Raw genomic sequence first — 19,750 nt, forward strand, 5'->3', positions numbered from 1 at the left:
TTCGCCCACGCTCCGGATCTTTGATCCGAGCATGTCAATCACATGCGGTGTAACAGCACCGGCCCGTGTCGCATTCCCGGGTCGGCGCACCAACCACCGGAGGTCAGTGCAGGAGCAGCTGGAGGCCGCCGACGACCGTCGCCGCGATCACCAGCTGTTCGAAAAGGCGCTGGTTGATGCGGTTCACCGCCCATCTGCCGAGCAGGGCGCCGGGCACGACGAACACCGCGAGCGCCGCGTCGAGGAGGAGGGAGCGGCCGTCGATCAGACCGAGACCGGCGCTGAAGGGGACCTTGGAGACGTTGACGATCAGGAAGAAGAACGCCGACGTGCCGAGGAAGCCGAGCTTGCGGAAGCCTGCGGAGAGCAGGTACATCGACATCACCGGGCCGCCCGCGTTGGCGACCATCGTGGTGAAGCCGCCCAGGACGCCGTACGAGCGGGCCTTGAGACGGCCGGACCGGGTGGTCACCGAGTCCGGCTCCTCCTCGGTCTCCGCCGTGCGCCGCCGCCACACCGTCACGCCCGCCATGAGCAGCAGGATCGCGCCGATCGACGTCCGTACGACCTTGTCGTCGGCCCACACCAGGAACAGCGTGCCCACGACCACCCCCGCGGCGACCGCCGGGAACAGGCGCCAGAGGGTCGGCCAGTGGGCGTGCCGGCGGTAGGTGAGGACGGCCAGGACGTCCCCGACGATCAGGAGGGGAAGCAGGACACCGGTGGAGGCGCGGGCGGGCAGGACCGCGGCGAAGACGGCGAGGCTGACGGTGTTGGCCCCGCTCACGGCGGTCTTGGAGAAACCGACGAGGAGGGCGGCGAAGGCCAGGGCGGCGAATTCCCAGGCGGATATGTGCCAGAGCGTCATCGTGTTCATGCGGGGACCGATGGTATGTGCAGACAACCGGCGCGGTAAGTACCGTCTCGTTGGTTGGCACCCGACGTCTCGGCCGCCAGGGACCGCGGCCCCGCCCACCCGGCTGGAGAAGACATGACCGAATCCCGCGCACACGTCCTTACCGGCGCCCGCGGCCCGATCCATGTACGCGAGTGGCCGCACGCGCGCCCCCGGTTCGTCGCGCTGATCGTGCACGGCTACGGCGAACACATCGGGCGGTACGCCGGCCTGGCCGATGTGCTGGCGGGCCGGGGGGCGGCGGTGTTCGGGGGTGATCACATGGGGCACGGCGGGTCGGGGGGCGAGCGGGTGCTCATCGAGGACTTCGAGGAGGTCGTCGACGATGTGCGCGCCGTGAGCGAGGCGGCGCGCGGCGCCCATCCCAGGGTGCCGGTCGTGGTCGTCGGGCACTCGATGGGCGGGCTGATCTCCGCCCGGTACGCCCAGCGCCACGGCGACGAGCTCGCCGCACTGGTGCTGTCCGGGCCGGTGATCGGAGCCTGGGAGCTGCCCGGGCGGCTGCTGTCGATGGACGAGATCCCGGACACGCCCGTCAGCCCGGCCGCGCTGTCCCGGGATCCCGCGGTCGGGGCGGCGTACGCGGCCGATCCGCTGGTCTGGCACGGGGCGATGAGACGGCCGACGGTGACGGCGTTCGCACGGACCCTGGAGGCCGTGGCCGAGGGAGGTGACGTCGGCCGGCTTCCGGTGCTGTGGCTGCACGGCGAGGAGGACCGACTGGTGCCGGTCGGCGGAAGCCGGGCCGGGGTCGAGGCGTTGAGCGGGGGCGATCTCACCGAGCACGTCTACCGCGGCGCCCGGCACGAGGTCTTCCACGAGGTGAACAGGGCCGAGGTCTTCGCCGATCTCGTCCGCTTCCTGGACGGGGTGCTCGCACACTGAGACGGGCGGTGGGTCCGGCGCGGTGTTTGCGCCGGTCCGCCGGGGGCACCCGCGCTCGCGTGGAGTGGTCGCGCGGCGTGACCGCGCACCGCTTCGGACGAGTGCCTACGACACGAGGAGGAGCACCCCATGACCGTGGTGAAGAGCACGCTTCCGGAACCGGCCCAGAAGATCGTCGGGGAGGCACTGCAGAGCACTCTCGTGGATCTCCTCGGCCTCTCCCTGATCGGCAAGCAGGCGCACTGGAACATCGTGGGCCCGCGCTTCCGCTCGATCCATCTGCAGCTGGACGAGGTCGTGGACACGGCACGCTCCTACGCCGACACCGTGGCGGAGCGCTCCGCGGCGCTCGGTCTGCCGGTCGACGGCCGGCCGGAGACGGTCGCCGCCGCGTACACGCTGCCCGGCCCCAAGGAGGGCTGGGTGCGGGACACCGAGGTCGTGCAGGTGATGCTGGACGCCCTGGAGGCGGCGATCGGACGGCTGCGCGAGCGCATCGCGGCGACCGACGAGCCCGATCCGGTCACCCAGGACCTGCTGATCTCCCTCACCGCCGAGCTGGAGAAGCAGCGGTGGATGTTCGACGCCGAGAACTTCCCCCGCGACAACTGAGCGCCGGGAAGAGCGTCAGAAGACACCCGCGCACGTACGGAAAGGCGCACGCGATGACCGACGCCCTCGAACTCGACGCGCTGTGGGACGACTTCCACCGCGTGGTGAACATGACCTCGCAGGAGCTGGCCGCCTGGCTGCGGGTGAGTGACGCCGACGAGACCAGCGAGCCCCTGCCCGAGCACGCGGGCACACCGACCGGGCAGCACGTCCTCGCCATCCTGCAGAAGCGGCGCACCGATCTCACCGACGACGACATCCAGGTGATGTACGAGGTGGTGGACACGGTGGAGGCGCAGACCGACAGGGAGAACGAGCCCGAGGCCGAGGACGACCGCCACCGGCATCTGCTGATGACGCTCGGCCACGATCCCCTGAGGCCATGACGGCGGCCCCGCCCCGGTGACTCAGCACTTCGCCCGCGCCCGGAGGAACTCGGCCAGGGCGCTCAGATCCCGTTCGCCGAAGCCCTGTTCGACGGCCTCGCCCACCGACTCCCGGTTGGCACGGGCCTGGGGCATCGGCGAGCCCACTCGCTCCGCCAGGGCCAGCGCCAGGTCGAGGTCCTTCGTGACCAGGTCGAGCGTGAAGGCGACCCGGGCCGTCTCCGGGTTCAGGTACGCCTCCTTCTTGTAGTGCACGAACGGCGCTCCCGCAGCTCCCGCGGCGAACACCTCGTACGCCGACTCCCGTGCCACGCCCGCCCGTTCGGCGAGGACGAGGGCTTCGGCGAGGGCCTGGTTCAGGCCCATCAGCAGGGAGTTGACGGCCAGTTTCATCGCGGCGCCGGTGCCGAGGGGACCGAGGTGGACGACATGGGCGGCCAGGACGTCCAGCACGGGGCGGACCCGCTCCAGTGCGGTGGCGTCCCCGCCGGCCATGACCGTGAGGCGGCCCTGCTCGACGAAGACGACGCTGCCGGAGACGGGCGCGTCCAGGAGCGTCGCACCCGTCTTCCCGACCAGCGGGCCCAGGGCGGTCACCGTGCCGGGGGCGACCGTGCTGGTGTCCAGGACCACGGTGCCGGGGCGCAGTCCGGCGGCGATGCCGTCGTCGCCGGCGTATGCGTCGGTCACGGCCTTGTCGTCGGCGAGGGACACCAGGACGACGTCGGCCGCGGCCACGGCCGCACGGGGAGTGGCGGCGACCGCCGCGCCGGTGGCCTCGGCCTTGGCGCGGGTGCGGTTGTACGCGGTGACCGGGAAGCCGGCCTCACGCAGCCGTACCGTCATCGCCGCGCCCATGCGGCCGGTGCCGATCACGGCGACCGCCGGCCCGGTGCGGGTCGCGTCGGCTGGGGGCGTGCCGCCGGTCATCCGAGCAGCCACCCCCCGTCCACGCTCAACTCCACCGCGTTCACGGACCTGTTGCGCAGCAGGAAGTCCACGGCGTCCACCACGTCGGCCATGGTGGCGAGCCGTCCGGTCGGGGTCCGGGCGCGCAGTCCCGCCAGCACCTCCTCCGGTTTGGCCCGCCAGTACGGGCTGTCGCCCACGACCCCGGGATGGATCGCGTTCACCCGCACCGGCGCCAGCTCGACGGCGAGGGTGTTCACCAGGCCCCGTACACCGGCGTTGACCGTGGCCACCGTCGTCGCGCCCGGATAGGGCCGTTCCTTGGCCTGGCCGCCGAAGACCACGATCGCGCTGTCGTCGGTCATCCGGGGCCGCAGCACGTGCACGACCTCGGTGTAGCCGACGAGTTTGAGGGTGACGAGGCGCAGGGCGGCGGTGATGTCGTAGTCGGTGGCCCGGTTCTCGTCGCGGGAGACGCCCGCGAGGACCAGGTGGTCGACGCGGCCGACGTCCGCCAGCGCCTCGGCGATCTCGCGCGGCCGGGACAGGTCGAGGGCGAGGCCCCGGCCACCGACCTCCTTGGCGACGGCCGCCGCGCGCTCCGCGTCGCGGCCGGTGAGGACGACCTCGTCACCCCGTGCGACACGCGCCCGGGCGAACTCGCGGCCGATGCCCGAGGTGCCGCCGACGACCAGGACACTGCTCATGGCTCCAGGGCCTCCCTCAGATACGCCCAGTCCCGGGTGAAGCGGTACGAGTGGCGGGGCGGCGGCTGGGGCGCCTGTGTCTCCAGCCAACGCAGCGGCCCCTGACCGGTGTTGGAGAAGCCGTGCACACAACCGGCGCCCGCCCAGGCGCAGTCGCCGGGCCCGAGCCGGTGGATCTCCCCGTCGAACACCGCCTCGGCCTCCCCCTCCAGGAAGAAGTAGGTCTCCTCGAAGGGGTGGTCGTGCGTGCCGGCGACCCCGTCCGGGGCGTACTGGACCATGAACATCGTCGAGGCGACCGCGCCCAGGTCGCTGTCGACCATCATCTTCACGGTGATGCCGCTGTAGACGAGCAGGGCGGTGCGCATGCTCGCCGAGACCGCGAGGAGGTCCTGGGACTGCTTGCCGGGGTCCATCTGGGCGGGCTCGAAGTGGCCGAAGAGGCGGGTGCGCGGGTCGCGGACGTCGATGCGGACGGGGTCTCGGGCGGGCAGTTCGGGCACCGTCTGCGTGTCGTACCCGTAGCGAGCCCGTGGGACCGGCGCCAGCATGTCCGCCCAGCGGGCGACCGTGTCCCCGGAGCCGCGCCAGGCGTGCGGGACGCCGGTCGGCAGCAGGCCGTAGTCGCCCTCCTCCAGCAGGTACGAGCCCTCGGGCAGGTCGAGGATCACGGTGCCGTCGAGGACGTGGAAGCTCTCCTCGTACGAGTGGACATGGGCCCGCACCCGGCCGCCGGGCCGCAGTTCGTTCAGCCCGAAGCCGGTGTGCACGCTGCCGTCCTCCTCGCCCACCAGCGTCGTGCGCCGGTGGTCGAGCCGGTCGAAGAGCGGTGTGGGCAGGTCGGCGGCCCGGCGCACCAAGTGCCGTGTCATACCGTCCTCTTCGCCTCCTTCGCGGCCAGCAGCCGGTCACGGGACTCCTCGACCAGGCGCCCGGCCCGTGCGACGTCGGCCGTCAGCCTCCCGTCGCGCTTGCGGATCACGCCGTCGACCATGACCAGGTCGACGTTGGAGACGTCGGCCGACAGGGTGACCGCGGCGGCCGGGTCGTGCACCGGCGCGACGTTCAGCGCGGTGGCGTCGATCGCGACGACGTCGGCGCGCTTGCCGGGGGTCAGGGAACCGGTGCGGTGCTCCAGTCCCGCGACATGCGCGCCGTTGCTCGTCGCGATCTCCAGCATCTGACGTGCCGTCAACATCGTACTGGGGACCGGCATGTTGGCCTGCCAGCAGTCCGCGTTGACCCGGGCCCGCTCGGCGCCGAAGGCCGCGCGGATCTGGGTGAACATGTCGCCGGGGACGGTGGTGACGACGTCGATGCTCAGGGAGGGGCGCAGGCCGTACTCGATGGCCTTCATGACGGGCGGCCAGCCGTGCCCCATCTGGGTCTCCACCTGCGGCGCGACGGACACCGTGCCGCCGCTGTCGGCGACCATCCGCCACTCGTCCTCGTGGAGGTAGCAGCAGTGGATGTAGGTGGTGTCCGGGCCGAGCAGACCGAGGTCGTCGAGCTGTTTCACCATGCCGAAGCGGCCGGCCAGGCGGCCCATCGCCACATGCACGGTGATCGGGATGTCCAGTTCGCGGGCGAGGGCCCATTCGGAGGTGACGACGTCGTTCAGGCAGAAGCCGGGGCCCCGGGTGGCCAGGGCCATGGTGAGCAGACCGTCGTCGGAGGCGAAGTACTTGGCGCGGATACGGCGTACGTCGTCGCCCGGGATCGCGATCTTGCTCTCGAACCAGTAGTCGGCGAGGGAGGTGTTAGCGCTGCCGTACGCGTACTGGGCGCGGATGCCGGTCTCGGCGAGGGCCTGGATCGCCGCGTCCGGGTGCTGGGGGGTGTTGTTGATGTGGGACCAGTCGACGAGGGTGGTGATGCCGGCGTTGAGGCATTCCAGCGCGCCGGCGAGGTTGGCCGCGTACACGTCCTCGGGCGTGTAGAGCGGGGCGAAGGTGTCGAGGATGTCGACGAAGTAGTCGTCCAGGGTGGCGTCGGGGGCGACGCCCCGGATGGACGCCTCCCAGGTGTGGCGGTGGGTGTCGACGAAGCCGGGGATCACGATCCGGCCGCTCATGTCGAGCACTTCGGCGTCGGCGCTGATCTCCGGCTGGACGGCCGTGATCCTCCCGTCCTCGATCAGGACGTCACCCCTCGGCAGATCCCCGACAGCGGGGTCCATCGAGATGACGTGCCCGGCGCGAAGGAGTGTCCGATCGGTCATCGCGCTTCCTCCTCAGGGGTGTTCAGTACGCGGCGAGACTCCGGACGGCCGCCACGAGCTTGTCCACGGTGGGGATGACCTGCTCCTCCAGCGCGTCGGCGAACGGCAGCGGCACGCACTCCCCCGCCACCCGCCGCACCGGAGCGTCCAGCAGCCCGAACCCCTCGTCGGCGACGACCGACACGAGGGTCGCCCCCCAGCCGCCCTGGTACGGGTTCTCCTCCACGGTCATCAGCCGTGAGGTCCTGGCGAGGGAGGCGAGCACGGTGGCGGTGTCGAGCGGGATCAGGCTGCGCAGGTCGACGACCTCCACGTCGATGCCCTCCCGCGACAGCAGCGAGGCCGCCTGCAGGGCCACCGGCACCATGGAGGCGAGGGCGACGAGAGTGACGTCCGCGCCCTCCCGCACCACCGCCGCCCGGCCCAGCTCGACCACATGGTCCGGGGGCGGCGGTGCGCCCTTGCTCGCCATCAGCCCCTTGTGCTCGAAGAAGACGACCGGGTCGTCGCTGCGGATCGCCGCCGCCATCATGCCGATCACGTCGGCGGGGGTGGCGGGCGCCGCGATCTTCAGCCCGGGGACGGTCAGCGCCCAGTTCTCGGTGGCCTGCGAGTGCTGGGCGCCGAAGCCCAGTCCGCCGCCGTTCGCGGTGCGCACCACGAGCGGGACGGTGACCTGACCGCCCGTCATATACCGGACTTTCGGTATCTCGTTGGCGAGGTAGTCCCAGCAACAGGCGAGGAAGTCGGAGAACATGATCTCGGCGACCGGGCGCATCCCGGTCATCGCGGCGCCCATCGCCGCGCCCACGATGGCCTGTTCGGAGATCGGCGTGTCCCACACCCGCTCGGGCCCGAACTCCTTCAGCAGTCCCGCGGTCGTCTTGAACACCCCGCCCGCCTCGCCGATGTCCTCCCCGAGGCACACCACGGACGGGTCCCGGCGCATCTCCCGCGCGATGCCCTCGGCGACCGCCTCCCGGTAGGTGATCACGTCCGCCATGCCGCGCCTCCGTCCGCCCACACGTCGGTCAGCGCCTCGCGCGGATCGGGTGACGGCGCGTTCTCCGCCGCCTCGACGGCCCGTTCCACGACCTCCCGGGCCCGCTCGTCGGCCGCGTCGACCGTCTCCCCGGGCACCCCCAGTTCGGCCAGCCGGCCCCGCGCGAGGTCCAACGGGTCGTGTTTGAGCCAGCGTTCGACCTCCTCGGCCGGACGGTAGGTCGCCGGGTCGGCGCGGCTGTGCCCGAAGTGACGGTAGGTCTCGGCCTCCAGCAGGGCGGGCCCGTCTCCCGCACGGGCCCGCCGGGCCAGGGCGGTCACCGCTTCCCTGACCGCGACCACGTCGTTGCCGTCGACGACCTCACCGGGGATGCCGTAGGAGGGCGCCCGGTCGGCGGCGGGCCGGGCCACCGCCGTGACGTCGGCGATCGGCGTGTACTCCATGTACAGGTTGTTCTCGCAGACGAACAGCACGGGCAGTTTCCATACGGCGGCCAGGTTGAGCGCCTCGTGGAAGGCGCCGATGTTGGTGGCGCCGTCGCCGAAGAAGGCGACCGCCAGCTGTCCGGTGCCGCGCAGCCGGGCCGACCAGGCGGCGCCGACCGCCATGGGGAGATGGGCGCCGACGATGGCGTAGGAGCCGAGCATGTGGGTGGCGGCCTTGGTGAGGTGCATGGAGCCGCCCTTCGCCCCGCACAACCCCGTTGCCCGGCTCATGAGTTCGGCGAGGCACTCCTCGGGGGTGGCGCCGCGGGCCAGGGCGTGGTGGTGACCGCGGTAGGTGGCGAAGACGTAGTCGTCGTCGCGCAGGGCGGCGCTCGCGCCGACGGCGATCGCCTCGTGCCCGGCGGCCAGATGGGTGGTGCCCTTGACCAGGCCGGACATGAAGAGGTCGTGGGCGGCCTTCTCCGTGCGGCGGATGAGGGCCATCTGCTCGTACAGGGTGAGGAGTTCGTCGGCGGTGGTCATGAACCGCTCCCGTTGGTACGGGTGTTGAGGTGGGACTGGGACTCGCGCGCGGTGTTGAGTTCACCGCCGACCGTCCAGTACTTGCGGCCCGCGACGAGGAGTTCCTCGGCCGGGAACTTGGTGATGACCTCGCAGCCGTCGGCGGTGACGACCAGCTCCTCCTCGATCCGGGCCGCGGACCAGCCGTCGGCGGCCGGCCAGTACGTCTCCAGGGCGAACACCATGCCCTCTTCGAGGACTTCGGGGTGGTCGAGGGAGACCAGCCGGCTGAAGATGGGCTTCTCCCAGATCGACAGGCCGACCCCGTGGCCGTACTGCAACGCGAACGCGGCGGTCTCGTCCGCGAAGCCGAACTCCTCGGCGCGCGGCCAGACCTGGACGATGTCCGCGGTGGTGGCGCCGGGCCGGACGAGCGAGATGGCCTCGTCCATGTACGCGCGGCAGCGGACGTAGGCGTCGCGCTGGGCGCGGGAGGCGCTGCCGACGGCGAAGGTGCGGTAGTAGCAGGTGCGGTAGCCGAGGTGGCTGTGCAGGATGTCGAAGAAGGCGGGGTCGCCGGGGCGGATCAGACGGTCGCTGTAGACGTGCGGGTGGGGTGAACAGCGTTCTCCGGAGATGGCGTTGACGCCTTCGACGTACTCGCTGCCGAGGTCGTAGAGCACCTTGCTGACCAGGCCGACGCACTCGTTCTCCCGCACCCCGGGGCGCAGATACCCGTACAGCTCCTCGTAGGCGGCGTCGACCATCGCACAGGCCTGCGTCAGCAGGGAGATCTCGTCACCGGTCTTCGTCCGGCGGGCCTCCAGGAAGACCTGCTGGCCGTCGACGACGTCGATGCCCTCGGCGCGCAGGGCGGCGAGGACCGGCATCTCGGCGACGTCGATGCCGAGCGGCTCGCCCGCCAGGCCGTGTGCGCGCAGTTCGGCGGCTATCTTGCGGGCCACGTCCTCGGCGATCCCGGCGTCCGGGTGGAAGGCGCCGCGCAGGGTCGAGATCCCGGCGCGGGCGCCGGTGGGCGGGCCGCCCTTGCCGTCGCTGTAGTCCAGCCACGGGTTGTGGAGCTGGTGGTGGCGGGCGGCGGAGCCGAAGTCCCAGACGATCGGTTCGCCGCCGCGTACCAGCAGGGCGAAGCGGATCAGTTTGTCCATCGCCCAGGTGCCGATGTGCGTGGCGGTCATGTAGCGGATGTTGGCGAAGTCGAAGCTGAGCACCGCGCCGAGGGAGGAGCGGTTCAGGGTGTCGTTCAGCCGGGCCAGGCGCTGCTTGCGCAGCCGGTCCAGGTCGATGCGCTCTTCCCAGTCGACGGCGTTGGGTCCAAATGTGCGGATCGCCATGGCGACCACCCCCACTGGGGAGTAGACGACCGCCGCCCACGACTGTCAAGTGTTACTGAACACCCTCGCTGAACACGAACCAGACGCCGACGGCAGGCTCAGCTCCATCATTGCGGTAGCGGTGCGGGGTCGTCGACTCGAAGCAGACGGCGTCGCCGGGACGCAGGGTGTGCTCGTCGAAGCCGAGGGTGAGGACGAGCTCGCCGGAGGTGAGATAGCCGTACTCGGTCCCGGCGTGCCGCATCAGACCGCCGGAGCTGGAGGAGGAGCCGCCGGGCCGGTAGGTCACCTGGAGGAAGTCGACATCCGTGCCGGGGACGTGCCCGAGACGCTCCCAGACCACCCCCGAGTCCAGCTCCAGCGTCTCGCGCGCACCGGCCGCGACCAGCGGTCCGATCCGGCGTCCGGGGTCGGCCGCGAAGGCGGCGAGTGCGTGCAGCACGGTGGCGGGGGCGCCGGACACGGTCGCCGTCGCGGTGAGGGCGCCCTGGCCCTCGTACGCGTCGAAGAGCGATTCCACGGAGATCGACAGCGCCGTGGTGATGGCGTACAGCGTGCTCACCGACGGCTGGCTCTTGCCGGTCTCGATCTGGGAGACCAGGCTCGCGGAGACCCCGATCTCCCGCGCGAGGGCACGCAGACTCACGCCTTTCGCGAGGCGCTCCTGCCGGATGCGCGCCCCCAGGGAGGGCACGGAGACGGGTGACACCGGCACCTCCTCTCCGACTCCGACCTGTGAAGCCCCATTGAACAGCCCTGCCCGGCCAGAGGGGAAGATCCGTCAGGGCTTTGCCGTGGGAAGCAGCGCTCGTACCTCCCACCCCTGGCCGTCGCGGGGGCCGGCGTGGAGTTCGCCGCCGACTGCCGTCACGCGTTCCTTCAGGCCGACGAGGCCGAAGCCGCCGCCGTGGGCCGCGGCGGGAAGCGGGGTGCCGCCGCGGCCATAGTCCGTGACGGTCACCAGCAGTCCGGTCGCCCCAGTCTGAACGGCCATGGCTACGGCCGCACCGGCAGGTTCAGCAGTGTCGCGACCGTCCTGAGGACGCCGTTCTCGTTGTTGGACGGGGCCATGTGGCGGGCCCTGGCTATGACTTCGGGGTGGGCGTTGGCCATCGCGAAGGACCAGTCCGCGGCGTCCAGCATCTCCAGGTCGTTGAGGTAGTCGCCGAAGACCACGGTCTGGGCCGGGGTGATGCCGATGTCCTGTTGCAGACGGCGCAGGGCCGTGCCCTTGTTGGCGGTGCGGTTCATGACGTCGACCCAGTGTTCGCCGGAGACCACGACCTGGTGGGTGCCGGTGAAGGGGGCGAGGGCGGGGGCCGTGGTGCGCGCGGCGGAGCCGAAGTCGAAGAGGGCGACCTTCAGGATGTCGTCGTCGAGGGCCGTGGCGTCCGTGACGACGCGGTTCTCGACGTAGTACCTGCGCGCCTCCGCCAGGAAGGGCTCGTCGGTCCGTTCGACGTACGCCGACCGCTTGCCGCAGACGACCGCGCCGACGTCGACGCCGTCGGCCACCAGCCGCCGTACGGCCTCGACCACGCGGGCCACCACGGCGGGATCCAGCGGGTCCGAGCTGAGCTCCACGCCGTCACGGACGACATAGGTCCCGTTCTCCGCGATGAACGCCATGCCCTCGGCCACCTCGGCGAACTCCCGGGCCAGGGTGGCGTACTGGCGGCCGCTCGCCGGGCTGAACAGCACCCCGCGGCGGCGCAGTTGCGCCAGGGTCTCCCACAGGCCCGGCGGGATGCGCTTGGCGTCGTCGAGGAGCGTGCCGTCCATGTCGCTGACGATCAGACGGATGTCGGCGGGGGTGGCGGGCAGGCCGGAGGCGTCGAGGAGCGGCGAGGGAGCGGAGGCGGACATGGGCTGCTTCCGGTCGGGGGCGCGGCGGGGCGCCGGAGGGGGTACGGCGGTCCCGCCACCCTACGTGAGGCCCCCGGGCACCTCCGTCAGCCGTTCGAGCGGATCAGGCCGCTCAGATAGCGCCACAGCGACGACCGGCGCTTGGCCGCGTGGTCCGGGACGCCTGGGACGTCCGCCACGGCGGTCCCGGGCGCCTCGTCCGGTGCCGGCATCGCGGGCACCGGACCGGCGAGTTCGTAGCGGACCGGCAGGGAGCGCAGGCCGCGCATGAACGGTGAGGAGCGCCAAGGGAGTTGATCGACGGGGAGGGCGAGTTCGAGGTGGGAGAAGCGCTCGAAGACGCGGCTGACGCCGGCCATGGCGATGGTGGAGGCCAGCTCACGGGCGGGGCACTGGCGGCGGCCGGCGCCCCAGGAGAGGTGGGCGCGGCTGCTGATGCTGGTGCCCGGGGTCATCCGGCCGGCGAAGAGGGGGTCGGCGTGGGCCGCGGCGGCGGAGACCCAGACGGGGTCACCGGCCCGGATGACGTGGTTGCCCAGCGGGGTGTCCTCGGCCGCGAACCTCGGCACGAAGTTGACCAGCGGCGGCTTGCGCATGACGACCCGGTTCATGGTCTCGCGGACCATGCCGGCGGAGAGCGTGGCGCGCACCCCGCCCTCGTTGTCGCCGGCGATCACCTCGACGACGGTGTTGGAGATGAGGATGCCGACGTGGTCGGAGACCATGCCGAGCAGCATGAACAGCTCCCGGGCCAGCGCGTCGACCGAGAGGTGGGGGTGGGCGGCGAGCAGATGGGAGGGGAAGTCGTCGCCGGGCTTGTCGATCTTGGCTGCGGCGAGTTCGTTGAGGGTGACGAGGAGCCGTTCCAGGGCGGGTCCGGCGTCCGGGCCGGCGTCCAGGATCCGCCACATGTCCATCAGGGCGTCGTCGCCCTGCGAGCCCGGGAAGCCGAGCAGATGGCTCGCGGCCATCAGCGGGAGCGGGCGGGAGAGCTGGGCGGACAGGTCGGCGAGGCCGGTGCGGCCGCCCTGTCCGAGGAGGCTGATCAGCTCGTCGGCGTAACCGGCGACGGCCGTCTTGAGCCGCTTGGCCTGCGGCTGACGCGGGTCCTGGAAGGGGCGCAGGGCCGCGTCCCAGGCGGTGCGCAGAACGCGGTGGCTCTCGCCGCCCTGGATGAGGACGTGATTGACCTCGAGGGAGGGGGCGAGCGGCCACTTTGCGGGCACCCGGCCCTCCGTCCGGGCCCGCCAGTTCTCCAGGCCCTTGGGCCAGGCGTCGTCGTCCTGGAGCACCCGCAGCGACTCGCGGTAGCCGAGCACCAGCCAGGCCGGCACGCCCAGCAGGTCGACCGGGGCGACCGGGCCGTGGCGGTCGCGCAACCGCTCGTAGACGAGGGCGGGCCGCAGTTCGTAGTCCCGGGTCAGCAGGGGTTCGGGGGACAGGTCCTCCAGCCGGGTGCCGTCCGGCGTGGTTTCCTCCTGGTCGACCACGTGGAATTCCATGGTTCCGGCGCCCCCTTCGACACTCACCGTGACGGCCCGCGGCCTGCGCGTGGTTGCGGACAGGTGGGGACCCTACCTCAGGGGTCGCGTGCGTCACACTGCGGGGTACTGGCCGGTAGCAAGGATCGGGCGGGACTCCTCTCAGTCCCGCTCGCTCCGGCCGGCGACCATCCGTTCCAGCCGGTCGAAGCGCTCGTGCAGGGCGCGGGCGGTCTCCTGTTCCAACTCCCGCGCCCCATGGGCGAGATGGTGCCTTCGTCGCTGCTCCCGGCCGACGAACCAGGTGGCCAGGGCGGCGGTGACCATGCCGTACGTGGTGATACCGACGACCATCACGACCGCGCCGATGATCCGGCCGCCGAGGGTCACGGGGTAGAAGTCGCCGTAACCGACGGTCGTCGCGGTCTCGATCGACCACCACAGCGCCTGCGGGTACGTCCTGAGGTTGGCGGCCCGCGCGCCGTCCTCGGCGCCGACGACGGCCCAGGAGCCGATGAGCATCACCACGGCGAGGACGACCGTGGCGCCGCCCGCCGCCTTCAGGTGCAGTGAGCGCCCCTCGCGGCCGAGCAGCGACTCGACCACCCTGGCGAGGAAGCCCGGCAGCACGGTCAGTCCTTCGGATACGTCGGCATGGCGTCAGTGTCACCGGGCTGCGGCGGGCGGGCATGCCGGGCGGGGCGTTCGAGTCGCCGCACCGCCTCACCCGTACGGCCCAGTGCGCTGGTGGGGCACTCGGGCCGGTGGTGCGCTGAGGTGAGAACCCCGCCCGCTCAGGAGGCCCCCGTCATGCCGCGTCGTCCGTCCCGACCTGTCCGTGTCCTCGCCTCCGCCCTGGCCGCGGGCGCGCTGCTGACCGTCCCGGCCTGTTCGAGCGACGGGGACGGCGGTGGTGCGGCGTCCGACGCCGCCTCGCCGCTCGCCGACCGGGCCCGGGTCAGCGCGACACCGACCACGAACCGGCTCACCCAGGCCGGGGCGCGGGCCGCGCTGATCACCGAGGGCGACCTCGAGGGCGACTGGAACCAGACCAAGGACGCCGCCGCCTGGGGCGACAAGCTGCTCATCGGCAAGGTCGACGTGGCCCAGTTCCTCACCGCGAAGGCGAACGCCGCCGACTGCCAGCGGTTCCTCGACGCGCTCTACGACGACGACCTGCTCGGCAAACCGTCCGGCGCGAGCGCGCTGACCGGCTTCCAGCAGGGCGACTCCCGCCTGCTGTACCAGGTCGCCGCCTACAACCCGGTCCGGCTGAGCGCCTCGCTGGGCTGGCTGAAGACGCTGCCGGTCAGATGCGACCAGTTCACCGCGACGGACGCCCAGGGCGGCAAACGGACGGTCCAGGTGACCACCTCCTCGGTGCCCAACCAGGGCGACGCCCGCCAGGGCCTGCAGGTGACGGTGCAGGGCACCGCGAACGGCGAACCGACCACGCTCACCCTGGACGTGGCGGCCGTACGCGTCGGCAATGACGCGATCACCGTCACCGCGGGCGGCCTGGACGGCGGCGAGCACGACTCCCTCGAACTGGCGGTGCGCGAGGGCGCCCAGCGGCTGAAGGACGTCCAGTCGGGGAAGACACCGGCCCCCGGTCCCGGCCGGGAGGGCTGACCGGCGAACCGTCGGCGCCGGTGGGCCGATTCCCGGGACAGCGTGATCATCGGGCGGCACAATGGGCTGCGACGGACGCAGGGTCGAGAAGGAGCCGAATCGTGAGTGAGAGCCCCACGCCGGCGGGCGGGTCGGCGCGGCTGAACACCGGTGTGGCGCACAACGCTCGGGTGTGGAACTACTGGATCGGCGGCAAGGACAACTACGAGGTCGACCAGCAGGTCGGCGAGCAGGTCGCCGGAATGTTCCCGATCATCCGGGAGATCGCCCGCGCGGACCGCTGGTTCCTGGGCCGGGCGGTGCGCTTCCTCGCCGAGGAGCGCGGGGTACGGCAGTTCCTCGACGTCGGCACCGGACTGCCGACGGCGGACAACACCCACCAGATCGCCCAGCGGATCGCGCCGGACGCCCGGATCGTCTACGTCGACAACGACCCCATCGTGCTGGCGCACGCCCGCACCCTGCTGACCGGTACCCACGAGGGCCTCACCGACTACATCGACGCCGACGTCCACGACCCGGCCGCGATCCTCGAACGGGCCGCGCAGACCCTGGACTTCACCAAGCCGGTCGCGGTGATGATGCTCGGCATCCTCAACTTCGTGCTGGACTACGACAAGGCGCGGGAGATCGTACGGGAGCTGGTGGCGGCGCTCCCCTCCGGCAGCTGTCTGGCCCTGACCCACCCCACCTTCGACGAGGACCTCGGCGGGGCCGGTCAGATCCCCGCGATGAAGTTCTGGAACGAGAACGCCACTCCGCCGATCACCGCCCGCAGCGGCGAGGAGATCGCCGCCTTCTTCGAGGGACTCGACCTCCTGGAGCCCGGCCTGGTGTCGTGTTCGAAGTGGCGCGCCGAGCCCGGATCCCGGGCGGTGGTACCGCAGTTCGGCGCGGTGGCCGTGAAACCCTGACGCACGGCAGCAGTCGGCCGAGCCCGTCGTGGAGGACATATGACCACCCTTGCCGATCCCGTCCCCGGCGGACGCCCCGGCGAAGTCGACCGGGCCACCGCGCTGAGCGACGAGCTGTCCGGACAGGGCGTGCACGGCGTCGTGCTGTCCTACGTCGACACCGCGGGCGTCGGCCGGGTCAAGACGATCCCTACGGCGAGGCTCGCGTCGGCGGCTGCCTGGGGCGTCGGCATGTCACCGGTGTTCGACACGTTCCTGGCCGACGACTCCATCGTGCGCACGGATGTCCTGGGCTCCCCCGACGGCGACCTGCGCCTCTATCCGGACCTCGACCAACTCGTCGTGCTGGCCGGGCAGCCGGGCTGGGCGTGGGCGCCGGTGGACCGGATCACCCAGGAGGGCGAGACACACCCGGGGTGCGGCCGTACCGTCCTGCGCCGGATCGTCACCGAGGCCGCCGAACGGCACGGTCTGTCCTTCAAGGCGGCCGTCGAGGTCGAGTGGGCGGTGGGGCAGGGGAGTTCGGGCGGTGACTTCGTGCCCGCGACCACCGGGCCCGCCTACAGCGCCACCCGCCAGGTCGAGTTGAGCGACTACACGGCCGATCTGCTGGCCGCGTTCGCGGCGCAGGGCGTGGAGGTCGAGCAGCTCCATCCCGAGTACGCGGCGGGGCAGTTCGAGATCTCGGTGGGCGCGCTCGACCCGGTCGGCGCGGCCGACCGCAGCGTACTGGTCCGCCAGACGATCAGGGCGGTGGCCGGGCGGCACGGCCTGGCCGTCTCGTTCGCGCCCGCGGTCTTCGCCGAGGGCGTCGGCAACGGCGGCCATCTCCACCTCTCCGCCTGGCGCGAGGGCGTCAACCTGCACTCCGGCGGCGAGGGCCGTTACGGCATGACGGCCGAGGCGGAGTCGTTCGCGGCCGGGATCCTGGCCCGTCTGCCCGCCCTCACGGCCGTCACCGCGCCGAGCCCGGCCAGCTATCTGCGCCTGAAACCCTCGCAGTGGGCGGGGGTGTTCACCGCCTGGGGCCGGGAGACCCGGGAGGCGGCGGTACGGATCGTCACCGGCACGACGGGCCTGCGCGACCAGGCCGCCAACCTGGAGGTCAAGCCGGTCGACCTGGCCGCCAACCCGTATCTCGCCCTCGCCTGTGTGATCGCGGCCGGACTCGACGGCCTCACCTCGGCCACGCCCCTGCCGGAGGAGATCACCGGTGACCCGGCGCACCTGGGCGCGGCGGAGGCCGCGGCCCGGGGTGTGCGCCGGCTGCCGACCCGGCTGCGGGAGGCCGTCGAGGAGTTCCGCGGGGACGAGCGGCTGCGGGCCGCGCTCGGGCCGGTGCTCGCCGACGCCGTGATCGCCGTACGGGAGGGCGAGATCGCGGCGGTCGACGGGCAGGACGACGAGCGGGTGGCGGCGGCGTACCGCTGGAAGTACTGAGATGGGCGGCGGCCCGGTCCGGGAGGCGCTCGACGCGCTGGAGCTGGTGGACCACCACTGCCACGGCGTGGTCACCGCCGACCTGTCCCGGGCGCGGTTCGAGGAGCTGATCACCGAGGGCGGTTCCTGGCCGGGGATCTCCTCCTTCGACAGCCCGGTCGGCGTGGCGGTCCGCCGCCACTGCGCCCCTCTGCTGGACCTGCCCCGCCACGCGTCGCCGGACGAGTACACGGCGCGGCGCGCCCGGCTCGGCTGGCGTGAGGTCAACCGCCGCTTCCTGGCCGCCGCCGGGACGGGCGTCCACTGCGTGGACACCGGGTACGCCCCGGACCGCCTCACCACCCCGGCGGAGCTCGGCGGCACCGCGTACGAGATCGTCCGGCTGGAGAGCGTCGCCGAGGCGGTGGCGGCGCGGGGGGTCGAGCCGGGCGAGTACGCGGACGTGTTCCGGGTGGCCGCGCTGGAGGCGGTACGGCGGCCGGGCGTGGTCGGTGTGAAGTCGGTCGCCGCCTATCGCACCGGCTTCGACCTGGACCCGGCCCGTCCCTCGGACACCGAGGTGACCGAGGCGGCCCGGAGCTGGCTGGCGAGCGGTGCCGCCCGGCTGGCGGACCCGGTGCTCGTACGGCATCTGCTGTGGACCGCCGTCGACCTGGGGCTGCCGCTGCAGCTGCATGTCGGTCTCGGCGACAACGACATCCGGCTGCACCGCTCGGACCCGGCTCTGCTCACCGACTGGCTGCACCTGACGGCCGGGACCATCCCGGTCCTGCTGCTGCACTGCTGGCCCTACCAGCGGCAGGCCGCCTATCTGGCGGCCGTCTTCGAACAGGTGTACCTGGACGTCGGCCTCGCCCTGCATCATGTGGGCCCGGTGCGGGCCCGCAGCGTCCTCGAGGAGGCGCTGGAGGTCACGCCCTTCCGTAAGCTGCTGTACAGCTCGGACGCCTTCGGGGTGGCCGAGTTCTACCATCTGGGAGCGCTGTCGTTCCGCCGGGCGCTGGCCGGTCTGCTGCAGGACCGGGTGGACGCCGACGAACTGGACCTGTCCGACGCCCTGCGCATCGCACAGTGGGCGGGAGCACACAACGCAGAACGGGTCTACCGCCTTTCCGGCCCCTCCTGAAAGTATGATCAAGCAATGTCTGACATGACCGAAACCACACCCGGCTGGCTCTCCCCCGACGAGCTGGAGATGGCGCGTGCGCGCATGCCGATCCTGTACGTCGAGGCCGTGCCCGTGCGGGTCGACGACAACGGCGAAGTCACCAGCGTCGGCCTGCTGCTGCGCATAGGGCCGGACGGGACGGTCAGCCGGACCCTGGTCTCCGGCCGGGTGCTGCACCACGAGCGGGTCCGGGACGCCCTGCTGCGTCATCTGGAGAAGGACCTCGGCCCCGTGGCGCTGCCCCGGATCCCGGCCTCGCTGCAGCCCTTCACGGTCGCGGAGTACTTCCCGACGCTGGGTGTGACGCCGTACCACGACCCGCGCCAGCACGCGGTGTCCCTGGCCTACGTGGTCCCGGTGACCGGTGACTGCCGGCCCCGGCAGGACGCCCTGGACCTGGTGTGGTTCAGCCCGCAGGAGGCGGTCACCGAGGCCGTGCAGAGCGAGATGCCGGGCGGCCACGGGATGCTGCTCAGGCAGGCCCTCGCCCACGTCGGCTGCTCTGTCTGAGCATCAGGCTGAACGGCGTCTCGGGGCGTTCCTGGGCCTCGCCGTCGACGGTGATGTCCACCGCCTCGTTGTAGAAGGCGAGCAGGCCCTTCACCACGCCCACGGCGGGCAGGGGTTCCGGATAGCTCCAGACGACGTCGGGCGGCACATCGGCCTCGCCGTGCCACGACCAGTACTCGGCGGTGCCCTTGTAGGGGCAGCCGGTGTGGTGGTCGGTGGGGACGAGCAGGTCGAGGCGGACGTCCTCGCGCGGGATGTAGTAGCGGGTCGGCAGGCCGGTCTCGAAGAGGAGCACCGGGCGGCGGGTGTCGGCGACGAGTGTGCCGTCGACCCGCACCTGGACGTGCCGGCTGCTGGGGATGGCGTCCACTCGTTTGTGCGGGTCGCGGGGGTGGATGAAGATCTCTTCCTCCTCCTCGTACCAGTGGTCCAGGCCCCTGCCGCTGCGCCGGAACCACTCGAAGGCGATGTGTCCCGCGAGGTCGTCGGCCAGGAAGGTCCAGGCGGCGCTCTCCAGCAGCTCACCGTCGACTTCGAGGTCGTAGAAGATCCGCGAGCCGGTGTGCCGGCCGACGGGCGGGTTCTTCGCCGGGCGCAGGAGGTCCTCGCGTACGTCCGCGCGCGGGAAGGCGTACTGCGGTACGGGCAGGTCGGGCTCCCAGACGAGGACGGGGCGCCGGCTGTCGACGACCGTGACCTCGCCCTTGCGGCCGCGCACCCAGCGTTCACTGGGCTCCCACCGGAGGCCTTCCGGGGTGGTGCGGACGGACTGTTCACCGGGAAGTGGGCTCATGCCCC

The 19,750-nt window shown here is 72.0% G+C and carries 21 protein-coding genes and 1 pseudogene; 8 read left to right on the forward strand and 14 right to left on the reverse strand.

From position 1 onward, the window contains the following. Positions 1-103: 103 nt before the first annotated feature. Positions 104-877 (reverse strand): sulfite exporter TauE/SafE family protein, encoded by a 774-nt coding sequence (locus tag ABZT17_RS13030; protein ID WP_356347507.1) that lies wholly within the window; start codon positions 875-877, stop codon positions 104-106. A gap of 114 nt (positions 878-991) precedes the next feature. On the opposite strand from ABZT17_RS13030, the gene ABZT17_RS13035 reads away from it, so the two are divergent. From ABZT17_RS13035 to ABZT17_RS13045, 3 genes are all read left to right on the forward strand, one after another. After that, positions 992-1,801: a lysophospholipase gene (locus ABZT17_RS13035; RefSeq protein WP_356347509.1), complete on the forward strand. Its 810-nt coding sequence runs from the start codon at positions 992-994 to the stop codon at positions 1,799-1,801. Between the two features lie 129 nt (positions 1,802-1,930). Beyond that, positions 1,931-2,413, forward strand: a complete 483-nt coding sequence (locus ABZT17_RS13040; RefSeq protein ID WP_356347511.1) for a DNA starvation/stationary phase protection protein — start codon at positions 1,931-1,933, stop codon at positions 2,411-2,413. 53 nt (positions 2,414-2,466) lie between these two features. Next, positions 2,467-2,799, forward strand: a complete 333-nt coding sequence (locus ABZT17_RS13045; protein ID WP_356347513.1) for a DUF3140 domain-containing protein — start codon at positions 2,467-2,469, stop codon at positions 2,797-2,799. A gap of 21 nt (positions 2,800-2,820) precedes the next feature. Here the strand turns inward: ABZT17_RS13045 and ABZT17_RS13050 are convergent, their stop codons facing one another. The 12 genes and pseudogenes from ABZT17_RS13050 to ABZT17_RS13105 form a co-directional block, all read right to left on the reverse strand. Next, a complete protein-coding gene (locus ABZT17_RS13050; protein ID WP_356347515.1) occupies positions 2,821-3,729 on the reverse strand; it encodes an NAD(P)-dependent oxidoreductase in 909 nt (302 codons plus the stop codon). Continuing rightward, positions 3,726-4,415, reverse strand: coding sequence for an SDR family oxidoreductase (locus ABZT17_RS13055; RefSeq protein WP_356347517.1), 690 nt, complete (start codon positions 4,413-4,415; stop codon positions 3,726-3,728). The genes ABZT17_RS13050 and ABZT17_RS13055 overlap by 4 nt, the downstream gene beginning before the upstream one ends. Then, entirely contained in the window at positions 4,412-5,287 is an 876-nt protein-coding gene (locus ABZT17_RS13060) for a cupin domain-containing protein (RefSeq protein ID WP_356347519.1), read from the reverse strand. The genes ABZT17_RS13055 and ABZT17_RS13060 overlap by 4 nt, the downstream gene beginning before the upstream one ends. Further along, positions 5,284-6,636: an amidohydrolase family protein gene (locus ABZT17_RS13065; protein WP_356347521.1), complete on the reverse strand. Its 1,353-nt coding sequence runs from the start codon at positions 6,634-6,636 to the stop codon at positions 5,284-5,286. Before ABZT17_RS13065 ends, ABZT17_RS13060 begins: the two co-directional genes overlap by 4 nt. Positions 6,637-6,658: 22 nt before the next feature. Next, a complete protein-coding gene (locus ABZT17_RS13070) occupies positions 6,659-7,639 on the reverse strand; it encodes an alpha-ketoacid dehydrogenase subunit beta (protein ID WP_356347523.1) in 981 nt (326 codons plus the stop codon). Beyond that, a complete protein-coding gene (locus tag ABZT17_RS13075) occupies positions 7,627-8,607 on the reverse strand; it encodes a thiamine pyrophosphate-dependent dehydrogenase E1 component subunit alpha (protein WP_356347525.1) in 981 nt (326 codons plus the stop codon). The genes ABZT17_RS13070 and ABZT17_RS13075 overlap by 13 nt, the downstream gene beginning before the upstream one ends. Beyond that, on the reverse strand, positions 8,604-9,941 hold the full coding sequence (locus ABZT17_RS13080) for a Xaa-Pro peptidase family protein (RefSeq protein ID WP_356347527.1): 1,338 nt from the start codon (positions 9,939-9,941) through the stop codon (positions 8,604-8,606). The genes ABZT17_RS13075 and ABZT17_RS13080 overlap by 4 nt, the downstream gene beginning before the upstream one ends. A 52-nt stretch (positions 9,942-9,993) precedes the next feature. Beyond that, a complete protein-coding gene (locus ABZT17_RS13085) occupies positions 9,994-10,650 on the reverse strand; it encodes an XRE family transcriptional regulator (RefSeq protein ID WP_356347529.1) in 657 nt (218 codons plus the stop codon). Between the two features lie 72 nt (positions 10,651-10,722). Continuing rightward, positions 10,723-10,908, reverse strand: a pseudogene (locus ABZT17_RS13090) (sensor histidine kinase); the annotation flags it as partial. Between the two features lie 29 nt (positions 10,909-10,937). Further along, on the reverse strand, positions 10,938-11,807 hold the full coding sequence (locus ABZT17_RS13095) for a Cof-type HAD-IIB family hydrolase (RefSeq protein WP_356347531.1): 870 nt from the start codon (positions 11,805-11,807) through the stop codon (positions 10,938-10,940). Between the two features lie 86 nt (positions 11,808-11,893). Then, entirely contained in the window at positions 11,894-13,309 is a 1,416-nt protein-coding gene (locus ABZT17_RS13100; protein ID WP_356347533.1) for a cytochrome P450, read from the reverse strand. A 141-nt stretch (positions 13,310-13,450) separates the two neighbouring features. Beyond that, entirely contained in the window at positions 13,451-13,918 is a 468-nt protein-coding gene (locus ABZT17_RS13105; protein WP_356347536.1) for an ion channel, read from the reverse strand. A gap of 180 nt (positions 13,919-14,098) precedes the next feature. On the opposite strand from ABZT17_RS13105, the gene ABZT17_RS13110 reads away from it, so the two are divergent. The 5 genes from ABZT17_RS13110 (at position 14,099) to ABZT17_RS13130 (ending at position 18,952) form a co-directional block, all read left to right on the forward strand. Beyond that, positions 14,099-14,920 carry a hypothetical protein gene (locus tag ABZT17_RS13110; RefSeq protein WP_356347539.1) on the forward strand — a complete coding sequence of 274 codons (822 nt, stop codon included), beginning with the start codon at positions 14,099-14,101 and terminating at the stop codon, positions 14,918-14,920. Between the two features lie 101 nt (positions 14,921-15,021). Further along, positions 15,022-15,834, forward strand: coding sequence for an SAM-dependent methyltransferase (locus tag ABZT17_RS13115; protein ID WP_356347541.1), 813 nt, complete (start codon positions 15,022-15,024; stop codon positions 15,832-15,834). A 39-nt stretch (positions 15,835-15,873) separates the two neighbouring features. Then, positions 15,874-17,274, forward strand: coding sequence for a glutamine synthetase family protein (locus ABZT17_RS13120; protein WP_356347543.1), 1,401 nt, complete (start codon positions 15,874-15,876; stop codon positions 17,272-17,274). A gap of 1 nt (position 17,275) precedes the next feature. After that, complete coding sequence (locus ABZT17_RS13125; RefSeq protein ID WP_356347547.1) at positions 17,276-18,400, forward strand: amidohydrolase family protein; 1,125 nt, start codon at positions 17,276-17,278, stop codon at positions 18,398-18,400. Positions 18,401-18,424: 24 nt separating this feature from the next. Next, a complete protein-coding gene (locus ABZT17_RS13130; RefSeq protein WP_356347601.1) occupies positions 18,425-18,952 on the forward strand; it encodes an NUDIX hydrolase family protein in 528 nt (175 codons plus the stop codon). Here the strand turns inward: ABZT17_RS13130 and ABZT17_RS13135 are convergent. Beyond that, positions 18,915-19,745: a DUF427 domain-containing protein gene (locus ABZT17_RS13135; RefSeq protein ID WP_356347549.1), complete on the reverse strand. Its 831-nt coding sequence runs from the start codon at positions 19,743-19,745 to the stop codon at positions 18,915-18,917. The genes ABZT17_RS13130 and ABZT17_RS13135 overlap by 38 nt on opposite strands. Between the last annotated feature and the right edge of the window lie 5 nt (positions 19,746-19,750).

This window comes from Streptomyces sp. NPDC005648 (assembly GCF_040605395.1).
Taxonomy (GTDB): Bacteria; Actinomycetota; Actinomycetes; order Streptomycetales; family Streptomycetaceae; genus Streptomyces.